At 41.0% G+C, this 20505-nt stretch carries 21 protein-coding genes; 16 read left to right on the top strand and 5 right to left on the bottom strand.

The annotated features are described in order from the left end of the window. Positions 1-131: 131 nt before the first annotated feature. Entirely contained in the window at positions 132-1913 is a 1782-nt protein-coding gene (recQ, locus tag C5695_RS09750; protein WP_117730561.1) for a DNA helicase RecQ, read from the top strand. 255 nt (positions 1914-2168) lie between these two features. Then, positions 2169-2960 carry a LysM peptidoglycan-binding and 3D domain-containing protein gene (locus C5695_RS09745; protein ID WP_117730560.1) on the top strand — a complete coding sequence of 264 codons (792 nt, stop codon included), beginning with the start codon at positions 2169-2171 and terminating at the stop codon, positions 2958-2960. 152 nt (positions 2961-3112) lie between these two features. Here C5695_RS09745 and C5695_RS09740 read toward each other — a convergent pair whose 3' ends face one another. Next, complete coding sequence (locus C5695_RS09740) at positions 3113-3625, bottom strand: GNAT family N-acetyltransferase (protein WP_233230853.1); 513 nt, start codon at positions 3623-3625, stop codon at positions 3113-3115. A 198-nt stretch (positions 3626-3823) separates the two neighbouring features. Here C5695_RS09740 and C5695_RS09735 point away from each other — a divergent pair, with 198 nt between their 5' ends. From C5695_RS09735 to prpB, 4 genes are all read left to right on the top strand, one after another. Then, positions 3824-4363, top strand: coding sequence for a DUF420 domain-containing protein (locus tag C5695_RS09735; protein ID WP_003215636.1), 540 nt, complete (start codon positions 3824-3826; stop codon positions 4361-4363). A gap of 168 nt (positions 4364-4531) precedes the next feature. Beyond that, on the top strand, positions 4532-5674 hold the full coding sequence (gene mmgD, locus C5695_RS09730) for a citrate synthase (RefSeq protein WP_117730559.1): 1143 nt from the start codon (positions 4532-4534) through the stop codon (positions 5672-5674). A gap of 2 nt (positions 5675-5676) precedes the next feature. Continuing rightward, positions 5677-7113, top strand: coding sequence for a bifunctional 2-methylcitrate dehydratase/aconitate hydratase (locus C5695_RS09725; RefSeq protein WP_117730558.1), 1437 nt, complete (start codon positions 5677-5679; stop codon positions 7111-7113). A gap of 12 nt (positions 7114-7125) precedes the next feature. Further along, positions 7126-8043, top strand: coding sequence for a methylisocitrate lyase (gene prpB, locus C5695_RS09720; protein WP_117730557.1), 918 nt, complete (start codon positions 7126-7128; stop codon positions 8041-8043). A gap of 227 nt (positions 8044-8270) precedes the next feature. Here prpB and C5695_RS09715 read toward each other — a convergent pair whose 3' ends face one another. Together C5695_RS09715 and C5695_RS09710 are read right to left on the bottom strand one after the other, a co-directional pair. Then, positions 8271-8933 (bottom strand): lysozyme family protein, encoded by a 663-nt coding sequence (locus C5695_RS09715; RefSeq protein ID WP_117730556.1) that lies wholly within the window; start codon positions 8931-8933, stop codon positions 8271-8273. A 97-nt stretch (positions 8934-9030) separates the two neighbouring features. Further along, entirely contained in the window at positions 9031-10356 is a 1326-nt protein-coding gene (locus C5695_RS09710) for an APC family permease (protein ID WP_117730555.1), read from the bottom strand. Positions 10357-10542: 186 nt separating this feature from the next. Here C5695_RS09710 and czrA point away from each other — a divergent pair, with 186 nt between their 5' ends. Then, positions 10543-10872 carry a Zn(II)-responsive metalloregulatory transcriptional repressor CzrA gene (gene czrA / locus C5695_RS09705; protein ID WP_007500691.1) on the top strand — a complete coding sequence of 110 codons (330 nt, stop codon included), beginning with the start codon at positions 10543-10545 and terminating at the stop codon, positions 10870-10872. A gap of 32 nt (positions 10873-10904) precedes the next feature. Here czrA and C5695_RS09700 read toward each other — a convergent pair whose 3' ends face one another. Next, a complete protein-coding gene (locus C5695_RS09700) occupies positions 10905-11429 on the bottom strand; it encodes a CcdC protein domain-containing protein (RefSeq protein ID WP_117730554.1) in 525 nt (174 codons plus the stop codon). A 118-nt stretch (positions 11430-11547) separates the two neighbouring features. On the opposite strand from C5695_RS09700, the gene C5695_RS09695 reads away from it, so the two are divergent. The 7 genes from C5695_RS09695 (at position 11548) to C5695_RS09665 (ending at position 17559) form a co-directional block, all read left to right on the top strand. Beyond that, positions 11548-12480: a helix-turn-helix transcriptional regulator gene (locus C5695_RS09695; protein WP_117730553.1), complete on the top strand. Its 933-nt coding sequence runs from the start codon at positions 11548-11550 to the stop codon at positions 12478-12480. 53 nt (positions 12481-12533) lie between these two features. Further along, positions 12534-13007: a GyrI-like domain-containing protein gene (locus C5695_RS09690; RefSeq protein ID WP_117730552.1), complete on the top strand. Its 474-nt coding sequence runs from the start codon at positions 12534-12536 to the stop codon at positions 13005-13007. A 37-nt stretch (positions 13008-13044) separates the two neighbouring features. Then, positions 13045-13764 carry an MBL fold metallo-hydrolase gene (locus tag C5695_RS09685; RefSeq protein WP_117730551.1) on the top strand — a complete coding sequence of 240 codons (720 nt, stop codon included), beginning with the start codon at positions 13045-13047 and terminating at the stop codon, positions 13762-13764. Between the two features lies 1 nt (position 13765). Then, positions 13766-14338 (top strand): TetR/AcrR family transcriptional regulator, encoded by a 573-nt coding sequence (locus C5695_RS09680; RefSeq protein ID WP_117730550.1) that lies wholly within the window; start codon positions 13766-13768, stop codon positions 14336-14338. 147 nt (positions 14339-14485) lie between these two features. Continuing rightward, positions 14486-15367 (top strand): MFS transporter, encoded by an 882-nt coding sequence (locus tag C5695_RS09675; protein ID WP_117730549.1) that lies wholly within the window; start codon positions 14486-14488, stop codon positions 15365-15367. Further along, complete coding sequence (locus C5695_RS09670) at positions 15330-15935, top strand: DUF4166 domain-containing protein (RefSeq protein WP_117730548.1); 606 nt, start codon at positions 15330-15332, stop codon at positions 15933-15935. Before C5695_RS09675 ends, C5695_RS09670 begins: the two co-directional genes overlap by 38 nt. Then, positions 15928-17559: a YndJ family protein gene (locus tag C5695_RS09665; RefSeq protein ID WP_117730547.1), complete on the top strand. Its 1632-nt coding sequence runs from the start codon at positions 15928-15930 to the stop codon at positions 17557-17559. Before C5695_RS09670 ends, C5695_RS09665 begins: the two co-directional genes overlap by 8 nt. Here C5695_RS09665 and C5695_RS09660 read toward each other — a convergent pair. Beyond that, positions 17549-18028: a site-2 protease family protein gene (locus tag C5695_RS09660; RefSeq protein ID WP_117730546.1), complete on the bottom strand. Its 480-nt coding sequence runs from the start codon at positions 18026-18028 to the stop codon at positions 17549-17551. The two genes, C5695_RS09665 and C5695_RS09660, sit on opposite strands and share 11 nt — an antisense overlap. Before the next feature lie 222 nt (positions 18029-18250). On the opposite strand from C5695_RS09660, the gene csaA reads away from it, so the two are divergent. Both csaA and C5695_RS09650 read left to right on the top strand, forming a co-directional pair. After that, positions 18251-18583 carry a chaperone CsaA gene (gene csaA / locus C5695_RS09655; protein WP_117730545.1) on the top strand — a complete coding sequence of 111 codons (333 nt, stop codon included), beginning with the start codon at positions 18251-18253 and terminating at the stop codon, positions 18581-18583. Positions 18584-19096: 513 nt separating this feature from the next. Continuing rightward, on the top strand, positions 19097-20488 hold the full coding sequence (locus C5695_RS09650; protein WP_117730544.1) for an MFS transporter: 1392 nt from the start codon (positions 19097-19099) through the stop codon (positions 20486-20488). Positions 20489-20505 lie beyond the last annotated feature (17 nt).

Here is a 20505-nt window from a genome sequence, read left to right as displayed (position 1 = left end):
GGATGATTCAAGCCATTTTCCATTTCGGAAAATGGCTTTTTATTTTGTGAAAATGCGAAATTGAACAGATCGTCTTTAGAGACAAGAATGTATGTTAAAATAGACAAAACAAATGACAGAGAGGGAATTGGATGTTAGAACAAGCAGAAGCACTCCTGAAACAATACTATGGCTTTGATGCTTTTAGACAGGGACAGAGACAAGCCATTGAAGCGATTGTAAACAAACAAAAGGATACCGTCTGCATTATGCCGACAGGTGGAGGGAAGTCAGTTTGTTATCAGATTCCTGCCCTGATGATGGAAGGAACAACGATCGTGGTATCTCCGCTGATTTCTTTAATGAAGGATCAGGTCGATGCGTTAAATGAAATGGGAATACGTTCCTCCTTTTTAAATAGCACACTTTCCGCAGCTGAAATGAATGAAAGGCTGAAAAAATGCGAAAATGGGGAATATGAGCTGCTATATATTACACCTGAACGCTTGCAAAATGACCGTTTTTTTCAGTTGCTTGATCGATTAATGATTCCTTTAATTGCGATTGATGAAGCGCACTGTATATCTGAGTGGGGGCATGATTTTAGACCAAGTTACCGCTATATTCAAGAATGCTTGAACAAGCTGTCAAAAAGGCCGGTGATTGTCGCATTAACAGCTACTGCCACAAAAAAGGTTCACCAAGATATATGTGACCAGCTTGGCATGAGCGGAGAAGAAACCATTTTTACTGGGTTTGCTAGAGAAAATTTGTCTTTTCAAGTGATCAAAGGGGAAAATAGTGACCGTTTTATTACACAATATATGAAGAAAAACAAACTGGAATCTGGCATTATTTATACAGCTACACGAAAAGAAGCAGATCATATTTACAATCGTCTAAAAAAGCAAAAGATTAAATCTGGCGTTTATCATGGCGGATTGGATGACCATACGAGAGAAGAGCAGCAAAACCTATTTTTAAATGATGACATCCAGGTTATGGTCGCTACATCGGCATTTGGCATGGGAATCAATAAATCGAATGTCCGCTTTGTGATCCATCATCAAATTCCAAGAGATATTGAAAGCTACTATCAAGAAGCTGGCCGCGCAGGGAGAGATGGGCTTGAAAGTGAATGCATTTTACTGTTTTCACCTCAAGGCGTAAGAGTGCAGCGTTTTCTCATTGAGCAGTCAACAGAAGATGAGGTGCGCTATCAGCATGAACTGCTTAAATTAAGGCAAATGGTGGACTACTGTCACACTGAGCAATGTCTGCAGCAATTTGTCATGGACTATTTTGATCAAACAGCTAGTTCGCCTTGCGGTAAATGCAGCAACTGCCTTGATGAGAGAGAGCGTGAGGAGGTCACAAGAGAAGCACAGATGGTGTTATCTTGCACTGTGAGAATGAATGAGCGATTCGGTAAAATGATGATCGCCCAAGTACTGGCAGGCTCTAAAAACAAAAAAGTGCTAGAGCTAGGTTTCGACCGTCTTCCTACATATGCTTTAATGAAACAACAATCGGCCCAGCAAATCAGTGACTTCATCGAATTTTTAATTACAGAAGAGTATTTGCACATGTCCGAAGGAGCTTACCCAACACTTAAGGTGACCCATAAAGGGAAGAAAGTGTTAGTTGGACAAGAGACTGTATATAAAAAGCAGGCGATCAAAGCAGAAGCCATTCTAGAAAATGATGCATTATTTGAGCAGCTCAGATCGCTAAGAATGAAGCTAGCCAGAGAGCAAGGCGTCCCGCCGTTTGTTGTATTTTCTGATCAAACGTTGAAGGAAATGTCAGCTGTAGAGCCTAAAACAGAAGAAGAATTACTCCAAATTAAGGGGATTGGCGCTCAAAAAAGAGAAAAATATGGAGATGTTTTTTTAGAAGAGATTCGTTTATTTATAGAAAAAGAGAAAAAATAAAGTGTTTGAAGAAAAAAATAATTTTTTTTTGCTGCACTTGGACGCGTTTTCATCAGGAAGTTCTTGACCCTTTAAGAACCTTGATATGGCGGGGAATCAAGCCGTTTTGTGGTTTGATTTACCAATGGAGAGAGATGTTTCATGTAAAGGAACTGTAATCTAAAACATATCGTTTTGTTATTGAAATGACATTTACATATGTTACGATAGCACTCGTTAGCCGCCATAAAAAGCTAACAAGGGAGGATTTACTTTATGAAGAAGACTATTATGTCCTTGGTTGCTGTTGCAGCAATCTCAACAACAGCATTTGGAGCACAGCAAGCTTCTGCGAAGGAAATCACTGTGAAGAAGGGTGATACACTTTGGGGAATCTCTCAAAAAAATGATGTGTCTCTAAAGGACCTAAAGGGTTGGAACAATTTATCTACTGATATGATCTATGTAGGTGATAAATTGACAATCTCTTCAAAAGAGAAAACTCAGGAGCAGTATAAAGTCCAGAAGGGGGACAGCCTCTGGAAAATCGCTCAAAAATTCAATGTGTCAATTAGCGATATTAAGTCTTGGAATAACTTAAACTCAGATATAATTATGATTGGTTCAACACTAAGTGTTGCTGGTCAAGCTTCAGCTCCGGTAAGCTCAGAACCTGTTCAAAAACAGGAACCTGTCCATAAAGAGCAAACAACGAAAAAAGCTGCTCCTAAAAAGGAAACAGCTAAAGCAGAATCTTCTTCTGCTAGTCAAAGTGTACAAAAAGAAATGACTGTTACGGCTACGGCTTATACAGCAAATGATGGTGGCATCTCAGGTATCACTGCAACAGGGGTAAACTTAAACAAAAACCCACAAGCAAAAGTTATTGCAGTAGATCCTAACGTCATTCCATTAGGTAGTAAGGTTTATGTTGAAGGCTACGGTGAAGCCATCGCAGCAGATACTGGCGGCGCAATTAAAGGTAACAAAATTGATGTACATGTACCAAGCAAATCCCAAGCAAAAAATTGGGGTGTAAAATCAGTCAAAGTAAAAGTTCTTAACTAGTAAACAATTGTTTTTTGGAAGAAAGCATCAGGTGGCGGCCTGATGCTTTTATTGTACCCTTTTTTTGGTCAAAAATACACATATTTTTCTGAAAAATTTGCATTTTCGACAAAAATAAGCGTATATCTTATGATACACGCCCGTTTTTGTCGTTAGCTGTCTACCCAATAAATTTCTCCAATTTGTTCTTTCCAATTGATTTGGACATCAAATTGATGCTTTTCATAAAAATGAATCAAGCGATCCACATGATTCCAGTCCCTTTTGACGAGGTCCCCAGTAATCACAGGAATGTTCTGCTCTCTTGCAATTTCTTTTAAGTGCTTCATACAGATGGAGCCGTACCCATTATCTGGCGGTCCTTTAATATCGGCAATGTGAATCTTTCCTTCTTCAGGATATTCCGCAATTAAGGAAAAATCAGATTGTCCACGAAAAGCTTTTTCACAATCACTCAACATAATTTTACATGTATCTGCACTTTCAATGGCGGAGACGATCATCCACTCATCTTCTTTCGCTTGATCGATGCCAATGATCTTTGCTTTTTTCGAAATATCTTTCATATTTTCTTGCATTCGATACATTTGGAACTGCAATTGCTGCAATTCTTGCTCTAACGTCTTCACATCTTTGTCTGTTTCCTGTAAGATTGACAAGCCCATTACTCCTTTCATATCAGAAATGATAAAAATCACATAAATTCCAATTTTAAAGGAAGTGGATGGATCTTTCAAGCCATTAGAACGCCTGAAACCCTTAAGTTTGTCTAAAATTCGACGAAGACAGCGAATTCATTGACTTTATAGAGAAAGTTAAATAACATACTCTTAGTCGGAACTAATAAAGAGAGGTTTTCAAACATGAACGAACAGAATCAAAAACCGAAAAATTTCACCGGCATTGTGATCATATTAACAATCGCCATAAACGGATTAATCGCATTACTATTTTTAATGCCAAAATCAGATAAATTTAGCCATCTGGATATTACATTTCTGCCGTTACTCAATGCCGTTATGAACAGCTTTACGTTTATCTTTTTACTTTCAGCACTCATTATGATTAAACAAAAGAACATTAAAGCGCATAGACGATTTATCTTTGCTGCATTTTCAACGACACTTGTCTTTTTAATTTCGTATGTGACGTATCATTCAATGGCAGCCGATACTCATTTCGGTGGAGAAGGGATCATCCGTCCGATTTACTTCTTTATTTTAATCACACATATTGTCTTATCAGCTGTCATTGTACCGCTTGCTCTGATTACGTTATTTAGAGGCGCACAGATGCAAGTCGAGCGTCACCGTAAAATTGCCCGCTGGACAATGCCGCTTTGGCTCTATGTCAGTCTCACTGGTGTCATTGTCTATATGATGATTTCTCCATACTACAGCTAACGTATGTCCTAATGGACATACGTTCTTTTATTTACAAGATGAAGTGCTTTGGATAAAATGGAAATTGGGTATCCGACTTGCAAGGTATCTTCCCATCTATAGAATCACATCATTTCTGGCCGTTTGCTCGTTTGGAGAACAACAATTGAACGAAACGGGGGTTATATGATGACTGAACAACTGCAGTATAAACCGGGGCTTGAAGACATTGTAGCAAGCGAAACGTCTATCTCCTATTTAGATGTGCAGCAAGAAGAAATTGTAATTCGCGGGTATGACCTCATCGAATTGGCACAAAAAAAGACCTATTTAGAAACAGCTTATCTGCTTATTTATGGAAGATTACCAGATGCTATGGAATATCACCAATTTCAGCAGGATATTTCCTCACAAACTAGCTTACATCCAACCATTCAAACGATTTTAACAACGCTGCCAAAAACCACTCATCCTATGGATGCCATGAGAACATGCATTTCTGCTCTTAGTGGGTATGATGAGGCATTACATGATCGATCAGAAGCGTGCCAGCAAAGGCGTGCCGTTCGATTACTAGGTCAGCTGCCGGCCATTGTTGCTGGAAGCTACCATATACTCACAAAAGACGCCGCTATTTCTCCAGATCAGACCAAATCCTACACCGAAACCTTTTTAGCCATGCTAACAGGACGCACTCCAACACAGGACGAAATCACCGCTTTTGACCAAACACTCACATTATATAGTGAACATGAACTGCCTAATTCAACGTTTGCCGCTAGAGTCATCGCATCCACACATGCCGATATGTATGGTGCTTTTACGGGAGCGATCTCTTCTTTAAAAGGTGACTTGCACGGAGGAGCGAATGAAGCTGTTATGCACATGCTTCTTGAAGGACAAACAACAGAAGGTTTCCTTGCGCTGATTGAGCGCAAATTAGCAGCAAAAGAAAAAATGATGGGCTTTGGCCACAGGGTATACATGAGAAAAATGGACCCGCGGGCCGCTCTTTTGAAACGTTCATTGAAAACGCTTACGGAATCAAAGGGAGATACAACGCTTTATGACATGTGTGTAGCAGGTGAAGCATACATGAAAGAGAAGAAAAACCTCTATCCAAACCTTGATTATTATGCAGCACCTATTTATTATGTGCTCGGGATTCCGATTTCACTTTATACACCCATTTTCTTTGCTGCAAGAGCTAGCGGGTTAGCCGCACATGTCATAGAACAGCATTTGCATAATCGTATTTTTAGACCGAGAGTCCGGTATTTAGGGCCAAGAGGATTAAAAGTTTCAAATGATGATGGACAAATGGGGGAATGAACATGAATAAAACAGCAGTGGCCAATCAAACAGATCAGCTATTAGAAGAAATCGCAGCCTATGCAGTAGACGGAGAAATTACGAGCAAAGAAGCCATTGAAACGGCAAGGTATGTGCTCATAGACACACTCGGCTGCGGAATGCTGGCGCTCAATTTTCCTGAATGTACGAAGCATCTTGGACCCATTGTACCTGGAACCGTTGTGCCTAACGGAGCAAGAGTTCCAGGTACCTCGTTTGTACTCGATCCTGTCCAAGCGGCTTTTGATATAGGCTGTATGATTCGCTGGTTAGATTATAATGACACATGGCTAGCGCAGGAGTGGGGGCATCCGTCAGATAACTTAGGCGGGATATTAGCTGTGAGTGATTACATCAGCAGAACGCGGCTTGCAAATGGTGAAGAGCCGCTTTCGATGAATGACGTACTGCATGCGATCGTCAAGGCACATGAAATTCAAGGTGTGCTGGCTTTAGAAAATTGTCTGAATCGAAATGGCTTGGATCATGTATTATTTGTCAAAGTGGCAACAAGTGCAGTTGTGTGTGCGATGCTTGGAGGAACGAAGGAAGAAGTCCAGCATGTTTTATCACAAGCGTTTGTTGATAATTCCCCGCTTAGAACATATCGCCATGCCCCAAACACAGGATCAAGGAAATCATGGGCGGCAGGAGATGCAACAAGCCGTGGAGTGAGACTCGCAATGATGACACTAAAAGGGGAAATGGGCTATGAAACGCCGCTTAGCGCAGAAAAGTGGGGCTTTGAAGATGTTCTCATGAAAGGAAAAGCACTCACACTCGCTCAGCCGCTAGGATCATACGTTATTGAAAATGTCCTTTTCAAAATTGCTTATCCTGCTGAGTTCCATGCACAGACGGCTGCTGAGGCAGCTGTGATGCTGCATGACGCTGTTAAAGATCGATTAGACGACATTGACCGAGTAGAGATTACAACACATGAATCAGCGATTCGGATTATTGATAAGAAGGGGCCGCTTTATAACCCGGCCGACCGCGATCATTGCTTGCAATATATTACAGCGATTGGATTGATCTATGGTGAGCTCACAGCTGACCATTATGAAGAAGAAACGGCTCAAAATCCAGCGATTGATCGTCTCCGGGACCAAATGGTGGTCAAAGAAGATACACGTTATACAGAGGATTATTTAGATCCGAAAAAGAGATCGATTGCAAACTGTGTGCAAATCTTCTTTAAAGACGGAACGATGACAGATCGAATTGAAATTGAATATCCACTTGGTCATCGCAGAAGAAGGCAGGAAGGCATTCCGCTGCTTGAAAAGAAATGGATCTATCATTTGAAGACGAGATTTCCACAAAAACAAGTAGAGCAAATTGTGTCACTCTGCCAAAATCCAAATCAATTAAAAACAACGACGGTACCAGCATTTATGGACTTATTTGTCGTATAAGGGGGAGCTACTGTGTGGATCGTGAATGAAGAATCAAGTCAGGCTGATTTAGCCGCAGCCTTTAAAGAACAAATGCACAAATCAGCTCTATTTCAAATCCCAGGCGTTCACGACGGAATGTCTGCGCTCTATGCGAAAAAAATGGGCTTTCAAGGGCTCTATTTATCCGGCGCCGCTTTTTGTGCCAGCAAAGGGCTTCCTGATCTCGGCATGATCCATTCAACGGAAATGGCCGAAAAAGCGAAGGAAATCATTCGAGCTTCTCAGCTGCCGCTTTTGGTCGATATGGATACAGGCTATGGCGGTGTATTAAATGCTGCAAGAGCAGCAAAGGAAATGGTTGAGAGTAAGGTGGCGGCTGTTCAAATTGAAGATCAGCAAATGCCGAAAAAATGCGGACATTTAAACGGGAAGTCACTTGTTCCAGTAGAAGAGATGATCGCAAAGATCAAAGCCATTAAACAAGCTGCACCCACGCTTTTGGTGATTGCAAGAACCGATGCAAAGTCCGTAAATGGGATGGACGATGTCATCCGAAGGGCGAATCTTTATGTCGAAGCAGGTGCTGATGCTATTTTTCCCGAGGCGCTTATTACAGCTGAAGACTTCACGCACGCGTCAAGCAGCATTAAAGGTCCGCTTCTTGCAAACATGACGGAGTTTGGAAAGACACCTTATTATCATGCAGACGAATTTTCAATGTTTGGGTTTCAGATGGTCATATATCCTGTGTCATCATTCAGAGTTGCTGCAAAAGCGTATGAGCGTTTATTTACAGAAATCATGGAGAAGGGGACGCAGCAAGGAATGCTGAAGGACATGCAAACGCGGCAAGAGCTGTATGAAACAATTCAATATGATGAATATGAGGAAATGGATCAGCATTTGGCGAAAACGATCCTGCCGGAAATCGGGAAAGAACAGAGATAAAATGATAAGCACTTCCTAAATGGAAGTGCTCAGATTGTTGACAAAGGGCTAAAATGTTTTAGCCCTTTGTCTTCTTTTCAGCGTGATAGAAAACCTTTGAAGTCTAGGAAGGACGAGTACTGGCGCGGAGCGAATTTGACATTCGTGAGCACCAGCACGCAGGACTGACAACGAATGCGAGGGTTTGTCTACACGCTGAAAGCACTTCCTAAATGGAAGTGCTTTTTTTACGATGATGGTGTGGATGATGAAGCCAATTTCATCTTTTCTTCAACTGTTTTCGTTTTTTCTTTTACTTTTTCAGCATAAGTGAAATCTCCGTAGCAATACGGATAGCGGAAGTTATCTTTATTACCTCCACACGTGTAAGCTTCGGGGTTTCGTTTCACTTGCTTTTTGGAGTATTGCTTTGCCAGTTTCTCGGAATGTTTTCCCCCGTTTTTTGCAACAAAATCAATATAGCCGATTCCCATGTTATAGCTTTGAATAATGGTTTCCAAATCAACGCCTTTTTTCTTCCCATGCTTGTACATGGCTGAAAAATGATGGACTCCTTGTTTAATGCTTTTCTGAGGGTCATTGATTTCATTTCGTTTCAAACCTAGAGATTCAGAGGATTGCATTGGGTCTCCGCCTCTGCCTTTTGATTCTTGATACATCATACCGAGGATTAACGCGGTATATTGATCTAAATCTTGATCTCTTAACTCTGTTTCTACAAGCGGCTTGAAATCATCCAATCTCGACAAAACAATTGATTCCGTATCAATCGGCAGCTTTTTTAATTCCTTTTGATTAAAGGAAATGACAATGGCAGCTAATACGAAAACAAACAAAAAAATCGTGAAACAGCCTGAAATGGCAAAACATCCTGTTTTTTTCTTTTTCAAGGTCAGTTCACCCCTGTTTTGCCCCGCTTTTAAAAGGGAAGTACAGCCTTTTTATTATGCCATATCCTGCACAGGATACCAAGCGAAATCCTTGTAATCAATCATATCCAAATGTAAATTCAGCTCTTGTTTTTAGTCTGTAGCAGAAATAAACAAAACCAATGATCAGCCAAATCATTCCAATGATTAATGCGTTTGCACTGATGCTTGTTAACAGCCAAATACAAAAGGCCGTCCCGCACAGAGGAATCAATCCGTATCTTAATGTGTTCAGGACACCTCTTTGTTTTTGTTTGAGGAAATAGTACGCAAAAACGGACAAGTTCACAAAAGTGAATCCAATCAACGCGCCGAAGCTAATAAAGGAATAAATGACTTCAAGTTCGCCAACGACTGCTGTTAAGGAGAAAGCACCAATTAATAAAATATTAAATATAGGGGTTTTTAACCTCGGATGAATATATCCGAAGAAACGCTTCGGTAACGACTCATCTCTTCCCATCGCATATAACAATCTTGCTGCACTTGCATGTGACGATAAGGAGGAAGAGATGACAGCAACCATTGTGCCAGCTAAAAAGAACGAATGGAGAAATGCTCCACCTACAAATTGCGCAATTTCAAGTGAGGCAGCATCGGGATGCTTGAACTGCTGAAAATGTGGAAACACCTGCTGCAAAAAATAAGACGTCAAGGTAAACAGGACACCTCCAATTGCAACTGTTAAAAAGATCGCAAGAGGGATCGTCTTTTTTGGCTTAATGGTTTCCTCAGACATGGTCGAAATCGCATCAAATCCTAGAAATGAAAAACATAAAATGGTCGCTCCTGAGAAAATAAGCGCTGGATCTAAGCTCGCAGAATAAAAAGGCCGGGCTGACAGTAATTCTCCCGTACCTGCATGCTGCGTGAGCCCATAAATAATAAACCCAACAAAAGTGACAGCGACAATGACTTGGAAGGTCACTAATAGTGCCGTGATGTTGGCTGTAAGCCGAATACCGATTACATTGACAGTCGTTATGGCGATAGCAAGTATTATGATCCAAATGTAATGAGGTACATCAGGAAAGGCTGCGGTTAAATAAGCACTTCCGATCGCAAAATTGACCATAGGCAAAAATAAATAATCCAGTAAAAGTGTCCAGCCTACAAGAAAACCAACATGAGGATGAATACTTTTTTGCGCATATGTATAAGCAGATCCTGCTTTTGGAAAAGCCTTCACCATATTCCCATAGCTAAGCGCTGTCAATAGTAATGCAAGTAACGTAAATATATAAGCTGCAGCGACGTGCCCTTTCGTCAGCTGAGCAACAATGCCGTATGAATCAAATACGACAAGTGGATCCATATAAGCAAGCCCGATCACAACGAGTGGAAAGACAGTCAGGCTGCGTTTTAGTCTTGGCTCTTCAGTCAATTTGCCTATCAGCTCCTCTAAAAAAATGAATAAATAATGCTCATTTTAAAAAGAATGCTACCAAGTGTCAATGCTATTTGAGTAAATCTTTTTCTTAAATTGTATTGGCTTTGCATGCCGCACGTTTTGGTATATGATGATACATAGAATAAGTCGCGATTTGACGGACAAGAAAGGTGAAGCAAAATGAAGGAAGAACTGAATACAAATCAAGAACAGGAACGGATGGAGCTGGATGAAGAAAGTCTATTTCTTGTCTCCCAAACCTTTAAAGCTTTATCTGATCCGACGCGTATTCGAATTTTGCACCTGCTGTCTCAAGGTGAACACTCGGTAAATGATATAGCGGAAACACTGAATCTCATGCAATCAACCGTTTCTCATCAGCTGCGCTTTTTAAAAAACCTCCGTCTCGTAAAATCAAGACGAGCAGGGACATCGATTTTTTACAGCCCTGAAGATCAGCATGTGATGGAAGTGCTTGAACAGATGATTCACCATGCACAGCATGATTGATAAAAAACCTTCCTACGCTTATAGGAAGGTTTTTACGCATGATGCACATGTGTCGATCGTTTACCCGCTTTCATCATTTGATAAGAAAAAACGACATAGTAAGCAGCTAAAAGAAAAAAGCTGAGCATGGTCATCGCATCATCGCTCACGATATGCTGATAAAGTTCAAAGACACTAATCTTGGTCATTGAATGGTTTGTCAGCTCAACCAATTTAAAACTAAGCCTGGATAAAAACAAACATAAAATGAAGCTTTCAATCCATTTACTCGTTTTTACATACACCCTGCCATTTTCTTCTTTCTTGCGAATCGTCTGATAGGCATGAATGGCGAGACTGCTCCCAAAGAGCATGCCAATAGCGGCATAGATAAAGATACTGTGATTTTGCCATCCTTCTAATAGGAGAATAAGGGCAGAGAGACCAAAGACATACATTCTCATCAAAAGACTGATCGGGCGAATAAGCTGATAGCGTCTCATTCGATTCATTCGAATCATGATACAGATCAACATAATGCTTCCAATCATGAACAACTGCCACACGTTATGTGTCATGATGCAACCTCCTCCTGCACATGCAGGGATGTAAACGAATGCTGGCTGTTTCTTATCTTTACCATTCTTTCTTTTTTTATCAAAACAAAACCTATATTTACGAAAAAGAGGAAAAGTCATGAAAATTGATCGCATTTTATCGATCGTGATGCTGCTCATTAGCAAGAAGCAAGTACAAGCGAAAGATCTTGCGGCACTTCACGAAGTGAGCGTGAGGACCATTTATCGTGATATTGATACCATCAATCAAGCCGGAATCCCTGTTGTGACTACCCAAGGAGCAGGAGGCGGCATTTCTCTTGTTGATGACTATCGTTTAGAGAAAAAATTATTTACCGATGATGACATCGAGGTCATTTTAACTGCTCTAGAAAGCATGACGAGTGCGTATTCCTTTAAAGAAAGTGAGCATGCACTGAAAAAAATCAAATCTCTTATTCCCACGCATACAGATGAAAGCGAAAAACAGCATCATGTTTTCATTGATTTAAGCTCCTGGGGAAAAGACGGCCAGGCAGAGCAGAAGCTCCAACTCATCCATACAGCAGCCTCAGCGCATCAATATATTCAGTTCACGTATCGTAATGCGAAAGGCGAAACACTTACACGCAAAGTCGAGCCTTACACGCTTGTCTTAAAAGGAAGGCATTGGTATTTGTATGCGTTTTGTTGTGTGAAAAAAGCTTTTCGCCTGTTTAAGCTGACCAGAATGACAGACCTCATCACTATTTCAGGCGATTTCCAACCGAAAAGAATCAAAAACGAAGAGAAGCCTTGGAATGACTCTTGGCACGAACGGCCTTCGGTCAGCGCTGTAACACTTAGGTTAACGGAAGCATCAGTAGGTAAAGTGAAGGAGTGGGTGGATGAAAACGAATGGGTTGTCTGTTCAGATGGAACCTATCTTGCCACCATCACTGTACCTGAAGATGATTGGTTAAATAGTTTCCTATTCTATTTGGGTCCAGATGTCGACATTCTTTCGCCGAAGCCGATCAAAGAAGCGTTTGATCTCCAGTTAAAGCAATTTCTCAAACGAATAGAAACTTGACATACTGTTGTCAGGTTTCTTTTTGTATGATGGAAAAAAGGAGATGAGAATGTATGTACGAGATCGTGATATTAGAGAAACAATGGATGAAAGGGTTATCTGTTCGAACAACAAACGAAATGGAGCAGACAAAAGAACGTAAAATCGCACCGCTCTGGCAGCAATTTTTCGCACAGCAGATTCATGGGGGACAGGCGCCCGTCATAGGGCTCTATTCCGATTATGAAAAAGATGAACATGGCTCTTATTTATTCACAGCTGGGCAATTCGCGGACCCACAGCTAGAACACGCTAAAGAGATTCCTGCGTCCACCTACGCAAGGTTTCGAACGAAAAAGGGTCCGATTGAAGAGGTGGTGTTTGAAACATGGCAGCAAATTTGGACGTGGGATGAGCGTCATTTCCGCACATATACAGGCGATTTTGAATGGTATGACGAGCGATCTATAGATCCAAAAGAAGCGCAAATCGATATTTATATTGCGATTGATAAAAAAATGCTTGCTGAAACTAATAGTATTAGTTAATATAAAACTAACAACATTAGTTTTAGGGGGACACTAGATGAGATTGACAACTTTTGACCGTCTGCACCAGCTCACATTGATGCCGCGATTATTCCCAGTAAATTGTTATGTATTAGAGGAAGAGAATGGACTTATCTTAATTGATGCTGCGTTAAAAATGGCAGCAAACTCGATCATCGAATTTGCTCGTCAAAAGAACAAACCTATTCACAAAATCATTCTCACCCATAGTCATATGGATCATATCGGTGCATTAGATGAAGTGAAAAAGGTATTTCCAGAGGCTGTCGTCTATTTATCAAAACGCGATGCACGCCTGTTAGAGGGTGATTTGTCCCTCCTACCTGGCGAACCCCATAAAAAAATCAAAGGCAGTTTTTCAAAAAATATTCACACCAAACCGGATGTGCTTGTCGAAGAAGGAGATGAGATTGGGCCACTGAAAGTCATAGCGACACCAGGGCACACACCTGGCAGCATTTCCTTATACGATGAAGCATCAGGAATTGTGATTGCTGGGGATGCTCTTGTGACAAAAGGCGGCTTATCAGTTACGGGTGAATTTCGCTGGACTTTCCCATTCCCAGCTTTTGCTACATGGGATGCAGAAACTGCGCTCAAAAGCGCCGAAAAATTACTGGCACTTCATTTATCCTGTCTTGCTGCAGGACATGGCGATCTCATCATAGAGCCTCATGAAAAGCTTCAGGCGGCCGTTCGTAAAAGGCAGCAGCAGCTGAAGAAAGGGGAGCAGTAAAGTGTCTCCAAGAATGGGTATCACGCAAGAAAAAATCATGGATACAGCAGCTGCATTTGTTGATGAAGAGGGTTTTTCCGCATTGACAATTGCTACATTGTCTAGAAAGCTGAACATCAGACCACCATCCCTTTATAATCACGTATCTGGTCTTCATGAGATTCAGGCGGCACTTGCAGTAAAAGGCCTGTCCATGCTATGTGAAGAGGGCATACACGTAACAGAGGGGCTGGATAAAGAAGAAGCTGTTTTAGCCTTTTCCAGGAAGTATGTTGAATTTGTCCGGGAACATCCAGGGCTTTACGAAGCGGCCTTTTCACATATGAGTGAGAAAAAAGTAAGAAGCGAGGCAGAGCGCCTTGCTGAATTTGTCCAATCCATCATGTCCCGCTTTGGTGTCAAAGAAGAAGAGATGACACATGTGGTCAGAGGGCTAAGAAGCTTATTGCACGGCTTCGGTGATATTTCAAATAAAAAGGGCTTTCAACGAAAAGAACAGCTTGAAGAGAGTGTGAGCTATGCGGTCAGGCTTTATATCTCAGGTGTGTTGCAAAAAGGAGATCTGTCTTATTGACAGGTCTTTTTTTGGTCGTGCATCGATATCTTAAAATGGTGGCCACCTTGAGCTAATTTTTTGCCAAAAAAGAATAAAGATTTGACAGTTTTGTGAAACATGGTATGCTTATTATGTGAAATAATTCACATAGAGGAGTAGAGGCAGATGAAAAGAAAGCCTGTTTATGTGGAAACAACCATTCATGCACCGATAGAGAAAGTATGGGAATATACGCAAAATCCAAAGCTTCATGAACAATGGGATTTGCGTTTTTCAACCATTTCGTTTAATGAACCTCAAAATGAACAGCCCCAATCCTTTTTGTATGAAAAGCATCTTGGATTTGGTTTAAGTGTTACAGGGACAGGGGCGTATCGAACAAGAATAATGGATGAACGGAATGAGCGGGCATCCTCGCTCAAATTCAAATCGTCGCATCCTTTGTCTTTCATCAAAGAAGGCGGCGGTTACTGGAAGTATATGAAAACAAGCGATCACATTTTATTTCAAACTCAATTTGATTATGAAACGAAAGAAGGAAAAGGATGGGCATGGGCAGACCGAATTCTTTTTCGTCCGATGATCGGGTGTATGACAGCTTTTAGTTTTGGCGCATTAAAGGTGTGGCTTGAAAAGGGAATGCATCCTCGGCTGTTACTAGAGAGAACCCTTGCTCATTACGGAATTTGTTTGCTATTTGCCATCGTCTGGCTATGCCAAGCGGTCATCCCTTTTTCACATTCCGCTTTTGATCATAGCACGGGTTTTCGATTGTTTTATGGGCTTTTAGGTGTATCATGGCTGATCCCTAAGCTGTCTAAGAAATATCTCTTCATGCTGCAAAGCATCTTTCTGCTGATCATGCTTTGTATAGGGATCCTATCCCCGCAAACGACGCTTCATGAGCCACTTGTGATAAGTGCATTTTTCATCTTGTCGATTGCAGGTATGATTAATTTAAAAGATTGTGTTGACGTATTTTCCATCAAAAGAAAAAGGGGAGCTAGACATGGTCGTTCATCGTCATCAAGTAAAGGATTACGATAAGCTGCATCCAAAACTAAAAGAGAGGTATAACCGCGCGTTTGTTGCTGAAGGCATCATGGAGGAAATTGGCGGCGGGTCGAGACTCATTCGATTTTTCTTTAGAATCGGTCCATTGTTTCGCTGTTTTTTCCCCGAGAGAGGTAAAAACATTCCTTTCCGAATTGTCAATGAGCCCTTTCTGACACATAACAGGGAGAAAGGGATGCACTGGTTTCGAACGTTTTATTTCCCTAAGAAGGAGCGGCACTTTGATGCAGATATGATCATTGATCAGAAGAGTCATACAGTACTAGACTATTTTGGAAAGCCTAGACTTCTTGTGTCAGAGCTTCATTTTACAGGAACAAAGGATGGGTTTTTGCATATTCAATCCGGCCGGCAGAAGTTCTTCATGTTCGGCAGGGAATGGCCGCTGCCTTCATGGCTATATGGTGTGTCAGATGTAACGGAAGGTTACGATGAGCAAGCTGGTGAGTATACCATTGATGTACATGTGAAAAATCGTTTATTTGGAACTCTTTTTACATATAAAGGCCGTTTTACCGAAAGGGTGTCTCATGATGAATAAATGGCATTTGACCTTCAGTCTGATCTTCATGGCTTATTTTATTGCCACGCGTTTGATCACTGGTCCGATAGCAGAATTTTTTGTTCTCATGGCGATTCTGTTTTTTCTTCCTGCTGGCCTACATTTTTTTGAGAAAGAAGGGAAGAGTCAAAAGCCGGGTGTGCTGATTGGCTTTTTAATGAAAGCCTTTCCACTAGCGGCTCTTTGTGCAACTGCTGCTTTTATCTATCATTCCGTGTGGTTTGCATCTGGCTGGGCTTTATATACATTCCTATTGGCGTTATTTGGCTTTGCTCGATTGCTGAAAAGAGGCATCTTTCCGCTTCATGAGCTGATGATTGATGGCGCATGCATGTATATTGCTTTAGGCGGGCTGTGGTTTTGGCTGTATACAGCAGATATACAGGTGATGACATTTTCGCCGCTCATTGTTCTTTTGACCGCTATTCATTTTCATTACTCGGCTTTTTTTATTCCGCTTTTTTATGGATTTTTAGGAAGGCAGTTAACAAAAGAGACCACGTTGTACAAAGCGGCTGGCTGGGTGATTTTGCTGTCGCCTGTGATGATTGCTGTTGGGATTAGCTTTTCCCGTTTATTTGATACATTCAGCGTCATTCTTTATGTGATTTCTCTCTACATGTATGGCATCCTTTGTGTGAAAACAAGGTTTCGGTCAACTTTGGCAAAACGGCTGGTTGTGTTTTCTAGCTTTGTTTTAATGGGAACAATCGTGTTATCTCTCCTTTACTCCACTGGTATGCTGATGCGTGTGACTTACATCAGCATTGATCAAATGATTTGGTTTCACGGCAGTATCAATGCCTTTTTTGTGATATTGCCGGGTTTAATTGGATGGCTAATTGAACGGCCGAAGGATCAATTGAAGCAGAAGAACTTTCCGATTTCGCAAGTGCATGGCCGGTTTCATATGATTTCTTTTCAAGAGGAAAGCGTGCATGACACTGAGAAATTGGGGTTAGTTGATTCACTTGATGATTTAAATGGAACGACGTTTTCAGCTAATAAGGTGTCACCAGTGATTCGCAGATTTTATGAAAACCCTATGGCTTTTACATTAAAAGCAGCCGTCCATTTTCATTGGTGGATGAGACCTTTTGTATGCTTACTTCAGCCAGTGTTTAAGAGAATAGGTCAGCTTCATTTGGGGTCATCTCGTATTCCATATGAAATGAAGGGACGTCTGACTAGATTTCAACATCCGAAGGAAGAAAGAGAACACGTACGGGCGTGGATACGCCACAACGAAAAAGGGGAGCAAGTCTTTTTTGCGCTTTATGCTCAGCATCAAGATGTAGCTACGGGTTATATGAATATTGCGCTGCCGCTGCCATATTCTCAGCTGACCGCCATTTTAAAGCCTTTTAATGAGAAAGAGGATTTTCTATTAAAAAGCACATGTCCAAAAGGCAGTACCGGTGACGAAGGATTGTACTTGCATACGCCTTTTATCACCATGACACTGCCAATGGAAGAAAGCTTTCATATGAAAGCGGAGACGGATAAACGTCTGACAGCGCTACATCAAATGAAGCTATTCAGTATTCCTTTTTTAACGATTCGTTATCATATTGACAGCGAAAATCATCAAGTTAGTCAATGATGTCACATGGTTCACCATGACGAATGATGTTCACAATCGCTTGCCCATCACTCGGATGATGATCTGCATACTGAACTGGCAGCAGTGCAAAAAATACATAGTAGACTGAGAAGTAAGCAAATTGATAGAAAAATTGGTGTCCAGGCAGGAAATCATTGGCGATCATTGTATTCAGTATGAGAACACTGAGAAGATTGCATAATGATCCGCCTAAGTAGACTAGAATGTGCGACAGTCGGTTGTTTTTTCTCATTTCTTCATAGTGGCAAAATGCATCTAGAAAATAGATTCGTCTAATTTCAACGACGCCTACTTTCAATACTTTTTTGCCTCTGCCAAGCGCAAAAGATACCTTAGCTCCAAACATCCATGCGACCACAATATGGCCAAGCTGATGCAGGATGGCAACAATAGGAAGAATGACGAAAAACGACCAGCAAAACGTCCACATATCTGCTAATGTAAACAAGTGTGAACCCTCCCAAAATTATTCGAGAGGAAGCAGTAGGATTATTTGCCATTCTACCGAATTCATTTTTAGGATGCAAACATTTAATACAAGACTATAAATTTATTATGTAAACTGAAAGGGGATATTGGCGCTGAATAGGCTTTTTGAATCTCCTTTTTGGCGAAATGAATGTGCTACAATGGGAAAATCAATCATCTTTCATGAAGAGGAGAGAGTCAAATGGCAGATATTGAACAATTTTTAGCGTTAGATATTCGTGCTGGGACGATCATCGAGGCAGAATTTTTTGCAGAAGCAAGAGTGCCTGCGTTGAAACTCAAGATTGATTTTGGTGAAGAAATTGGTCTAAAGCAATCTAGTGCTCAGCTGACAAAGCGTTATACAGCGGAGAATCTTCTTGGGAAACAAATCATAGCAGTCGTTAATTTCCCGCCAAGAAGAATTGCAGGGTTCAAATCAGAAGTGCTTGTCCTAGGAGGCATGCCGTCAAAAGAAGACGTGGTTTTACTAGCGACAGATGAACCGGTTGAGAATGGAACAAAAATAGGGTAAGAAAAAAGACATCTTCCTGAGAAGATGTCTTTTGCGTATTGAGGCGGAATAACCACACGCCACATTCGTGTGTGTCTCAAAGAGACATGTTACCCGACTTACACAATTCAGCTCATCGCTTGATTAATATAGCATGGGATGAGCTTGAATGCAACCATTCATTCATTTTTTATAGATTTCAACGTTATTTTAGAAGAATCATGACAAGAAACCGATTATTTGGATTATTTTTTCAAAAAATATTGAAAAGTCAGATCAGATTATATAAAATGAATTCATCTTAGTTTGTTTAGTCGATAAACTAAGATGAATTTCAAGCATTGATTCCGATATTGAAGGAGATGATTCCGTCAATCAACTGATTTGCTACGTATGTGGGCGAAGCTGAAAGGATGGGATGTTCAGCTTCATTTTTGAAACCATTTGAAAGCGCTTTATATTTTCTGCATTGATTGCTGCTGCCCTCCATCATCTGTTCGTTAGAAGAGGCTAACTGAAGAAGGGAGAAAGCTCATGGCTAGTGAGAATTTAAAGAAAATTCGTATGTCTGAAAAAGTGGGATATGCTTCAGGGGATTTCGCCTGTAATTTGATTTATGCAACTGTCTCTACGTATCTATTATTTTTCTATACAGATGTGTATGGTTTATCAGCGGCAGCAGCAGGGACGATGTTTTTAGTCGTTCGTGCCATTGATGCACTTGCAGATCCGTTTATTGGTGCATTGGTCGATCGAACAAACAGCCGTTTTGGCAGGTTTAGACCTTATTTGTTATTCGGTGCGTTTCCTTTTGTGGTACTTGCCATTCTTTGTTTTACAACACCTGATTTTTCTGAAATGGGTAAACTCGTTTATGCCTACATCACGTATGTTGGTTTATCGCTTACATACACATTCATCAATGTTCCTTATGGAGCCTTAACTTCCGCTATGACAAGAAATAACCAAGAGGTTGTCAGTATTACGTCCGTTCGTATGCTTTTTGCTAATCTCGGTGGTCTAGTTGTGGCTTTTTTTGTTCCTTTTCTTGCGACCTTTTTAAGTGATACGACAGGAAATACCGCACTTGGCTGGCAGATGACGATGGCTTTTCTCGGCATGCTTGGTGGTGCATTACTGATTTTCTGTTTTAAAAGTACGAATGAGCGTGTCACGCTTCAAAAACCAGAAGAAAAAATTAAGTTCAGCGATATCTTTGTTCAGTTGCGTGTGAATCGCCCGCTTGTTGTATTAAGCATTTTCTTTATTATTATCTTTGGTGTGAACTCAATCAGTAACTCTGTTGGGATCTATTATGTGACGTATAACCTTGGCAGAGAAGATTTAGTGAAATGGTACGGACTCATTGGCAGTCTGCCAGCTTTAATGGTGCTGCCGTTTATTCCGAAACTGCACAAGCTGTTAGGAAAGAAAAAGCTGCTGAATTATTCTTTATTGCTGAATATCGTAGGTCTTCTCGCTTTAATTGTGATACCGCCAAGTCAAATCACTTTAATACTTATTTTCAGACTCGTCGCTGCTGCGGGAAGTATTACAGCCGGTGCTTATATGTGGGCGCTCATTCCTGAGACAGTTGAATATGGTGAATATAAAACAGGGAAAAGGATGGGCGGACTCATCTACGCCGTCATTGGATTCTTCTTTAAATTTGGGATGGCATTAGGCGGGATTGTGCCTGGGCTTGTACTCGATCGATTTGGCTATGTCGCGAATCAAGTACAAACACCAGAAGCATTACTTGGCATTTTAATGACGGTAACGGTGATTCCTATATGCTTACTGATTTTAGCGATGATTGATATTAATTTCTATAACCTAGATGAAGAAAAGCATAAAAAAGTCGTGAGGGAGCTTGAGAATAGGGATCAGGTGTATATCGATCATATGGATGATTTTAAAATGTAGGTCGTGAAAGAGGAGGA

This window comes from Bacillus pumilus (assembly GCF_003431975.1).
GTDB classification, from domain to species: Bacteria; Bacillota; Bacilli; order Bacillales; family Bacillaceae; genus Bacillus; species Bacillus pumilus_N.
Note: the sequence above shows the minus strand (reverse complement) of the source record. Positions and strands in the feature narration are given on the sequence as shown.

What these genes read in the sequence shown, in the direction of transcription:
- C5695_RS09675 (WP_117730549.1), top strand. Translation starts at nt 14,486, where the DNA reads ATGAAAAGAAAGCCTGTTTATGTGGAAACAACCATTCATGCACCGATA.
- C5695_RS09745 (WP_117730560.1), top strand. Translation starts at nt 2,169, where the DNA reads ATGAAGAAGACTATTATGTCCTTGGTTGCTGTTGCAGCAATCTCAACA.
- C5695_RS09650 (WP_117730544.1), top strand. Translation starts at nt 19,097, where the DNA reads ATGGCTAGTGAGAATTTAAAGAAAATTCGTATGTCTGAAAAAGTGGGA.
- C5695_RS09665 (WP_117730547.1), top strand. Translation starts at nt 15,928, where the DNA reads ATGAATAAATGGCATTTGACCTTCAGTCTGATCTTCATGGCTTATTTT.
- csaA (WP_117730545.1), top strand. Translation starts at nt 18,251, where the DNA reads ATGGCAGATATTGAACAATTTTTAGCGTTAGATATTCGTGCTGGGACG.
- recQ (WP_117730561.1), top strand. Translation starts at nt 132, where the DNA reads ATGTTAGAACAAGCAGAAGCACTCCTGAAACAATACTATGGCTTTGAT.
- mmgD (WP_117730559.1), top strand. Translation starts at nt 4,532, where the DNA reads ATGACTGAACAACTGCAGTATAAACCGGGGCTTGAAGACATTGTAGCA.
- C5695_RS09690 (WP_117730552.1), top strand. Translation starts at nt 12,534, where the DNA reads ATGTACGAGATCGTGATATTAGAGAAACAATGGATGAAAGGGTTATCT.
- C5695_RS09670 (WP_117730548.1), top strand. Translation starts at nt 15,330, where the DNA reads ATGGTCGTTCATCGTCATCAAGTAAAGGATTACGATAAGCTGCATCCA.
- C5695_RS09735 (WP_003215636.1), top strand. Translation starts at nt 3,824, where the DNA reads ATGAACGAACAGAATCAAAAACCGAAAAATTTCACCGGCATTGTGATC.
- C5695_RS09725 (WP_117730558.1), top strand. Translation starts at nt 5,677, where the DNA reads ATGAATAAAACAGCAGTGGCCAATCAAACAGATCAGCTATTAGAAGAA.
- C5695_RS09695 (WP_117730553.1), top strand. Translation starts at nt 11,548, where the DNA reads ATGAAAATTGATCGCATTTTATCGATCGTGATGCTGCTCATTAGCAAG.
- C5695_RS09700 (WP_117730554.1), bottom strand. Translation starts at nt 11,429, where the DNA reads ATGACACATAACGTGTGGCAGTTGTTCATGATTGGAAGCATTATGTTG.
- C5695_RS09740 (WP_233230853.1), bottom strand. Translation starts at nt 3,625, where the DNA reads ATGGGCTTGTCAATCTTACAGGAAACAGACAAAGATGTGAAGACGTTA.
- czrA (WP_007500691.1), top strand. Translation starts at nt 10,543, where the DNA reads ATGAAGGAAGAACTGAATACAAATCAAGAACAGGAACGGATGGAGCTG.
- C5695_RS09685 (WP_117730551.1), top strand. Translation starts at nt 13,045, where the DNA reads ATGAGATTGACAACTTTTGACCGTCTGCACCAGCTCACATTGATGCCG.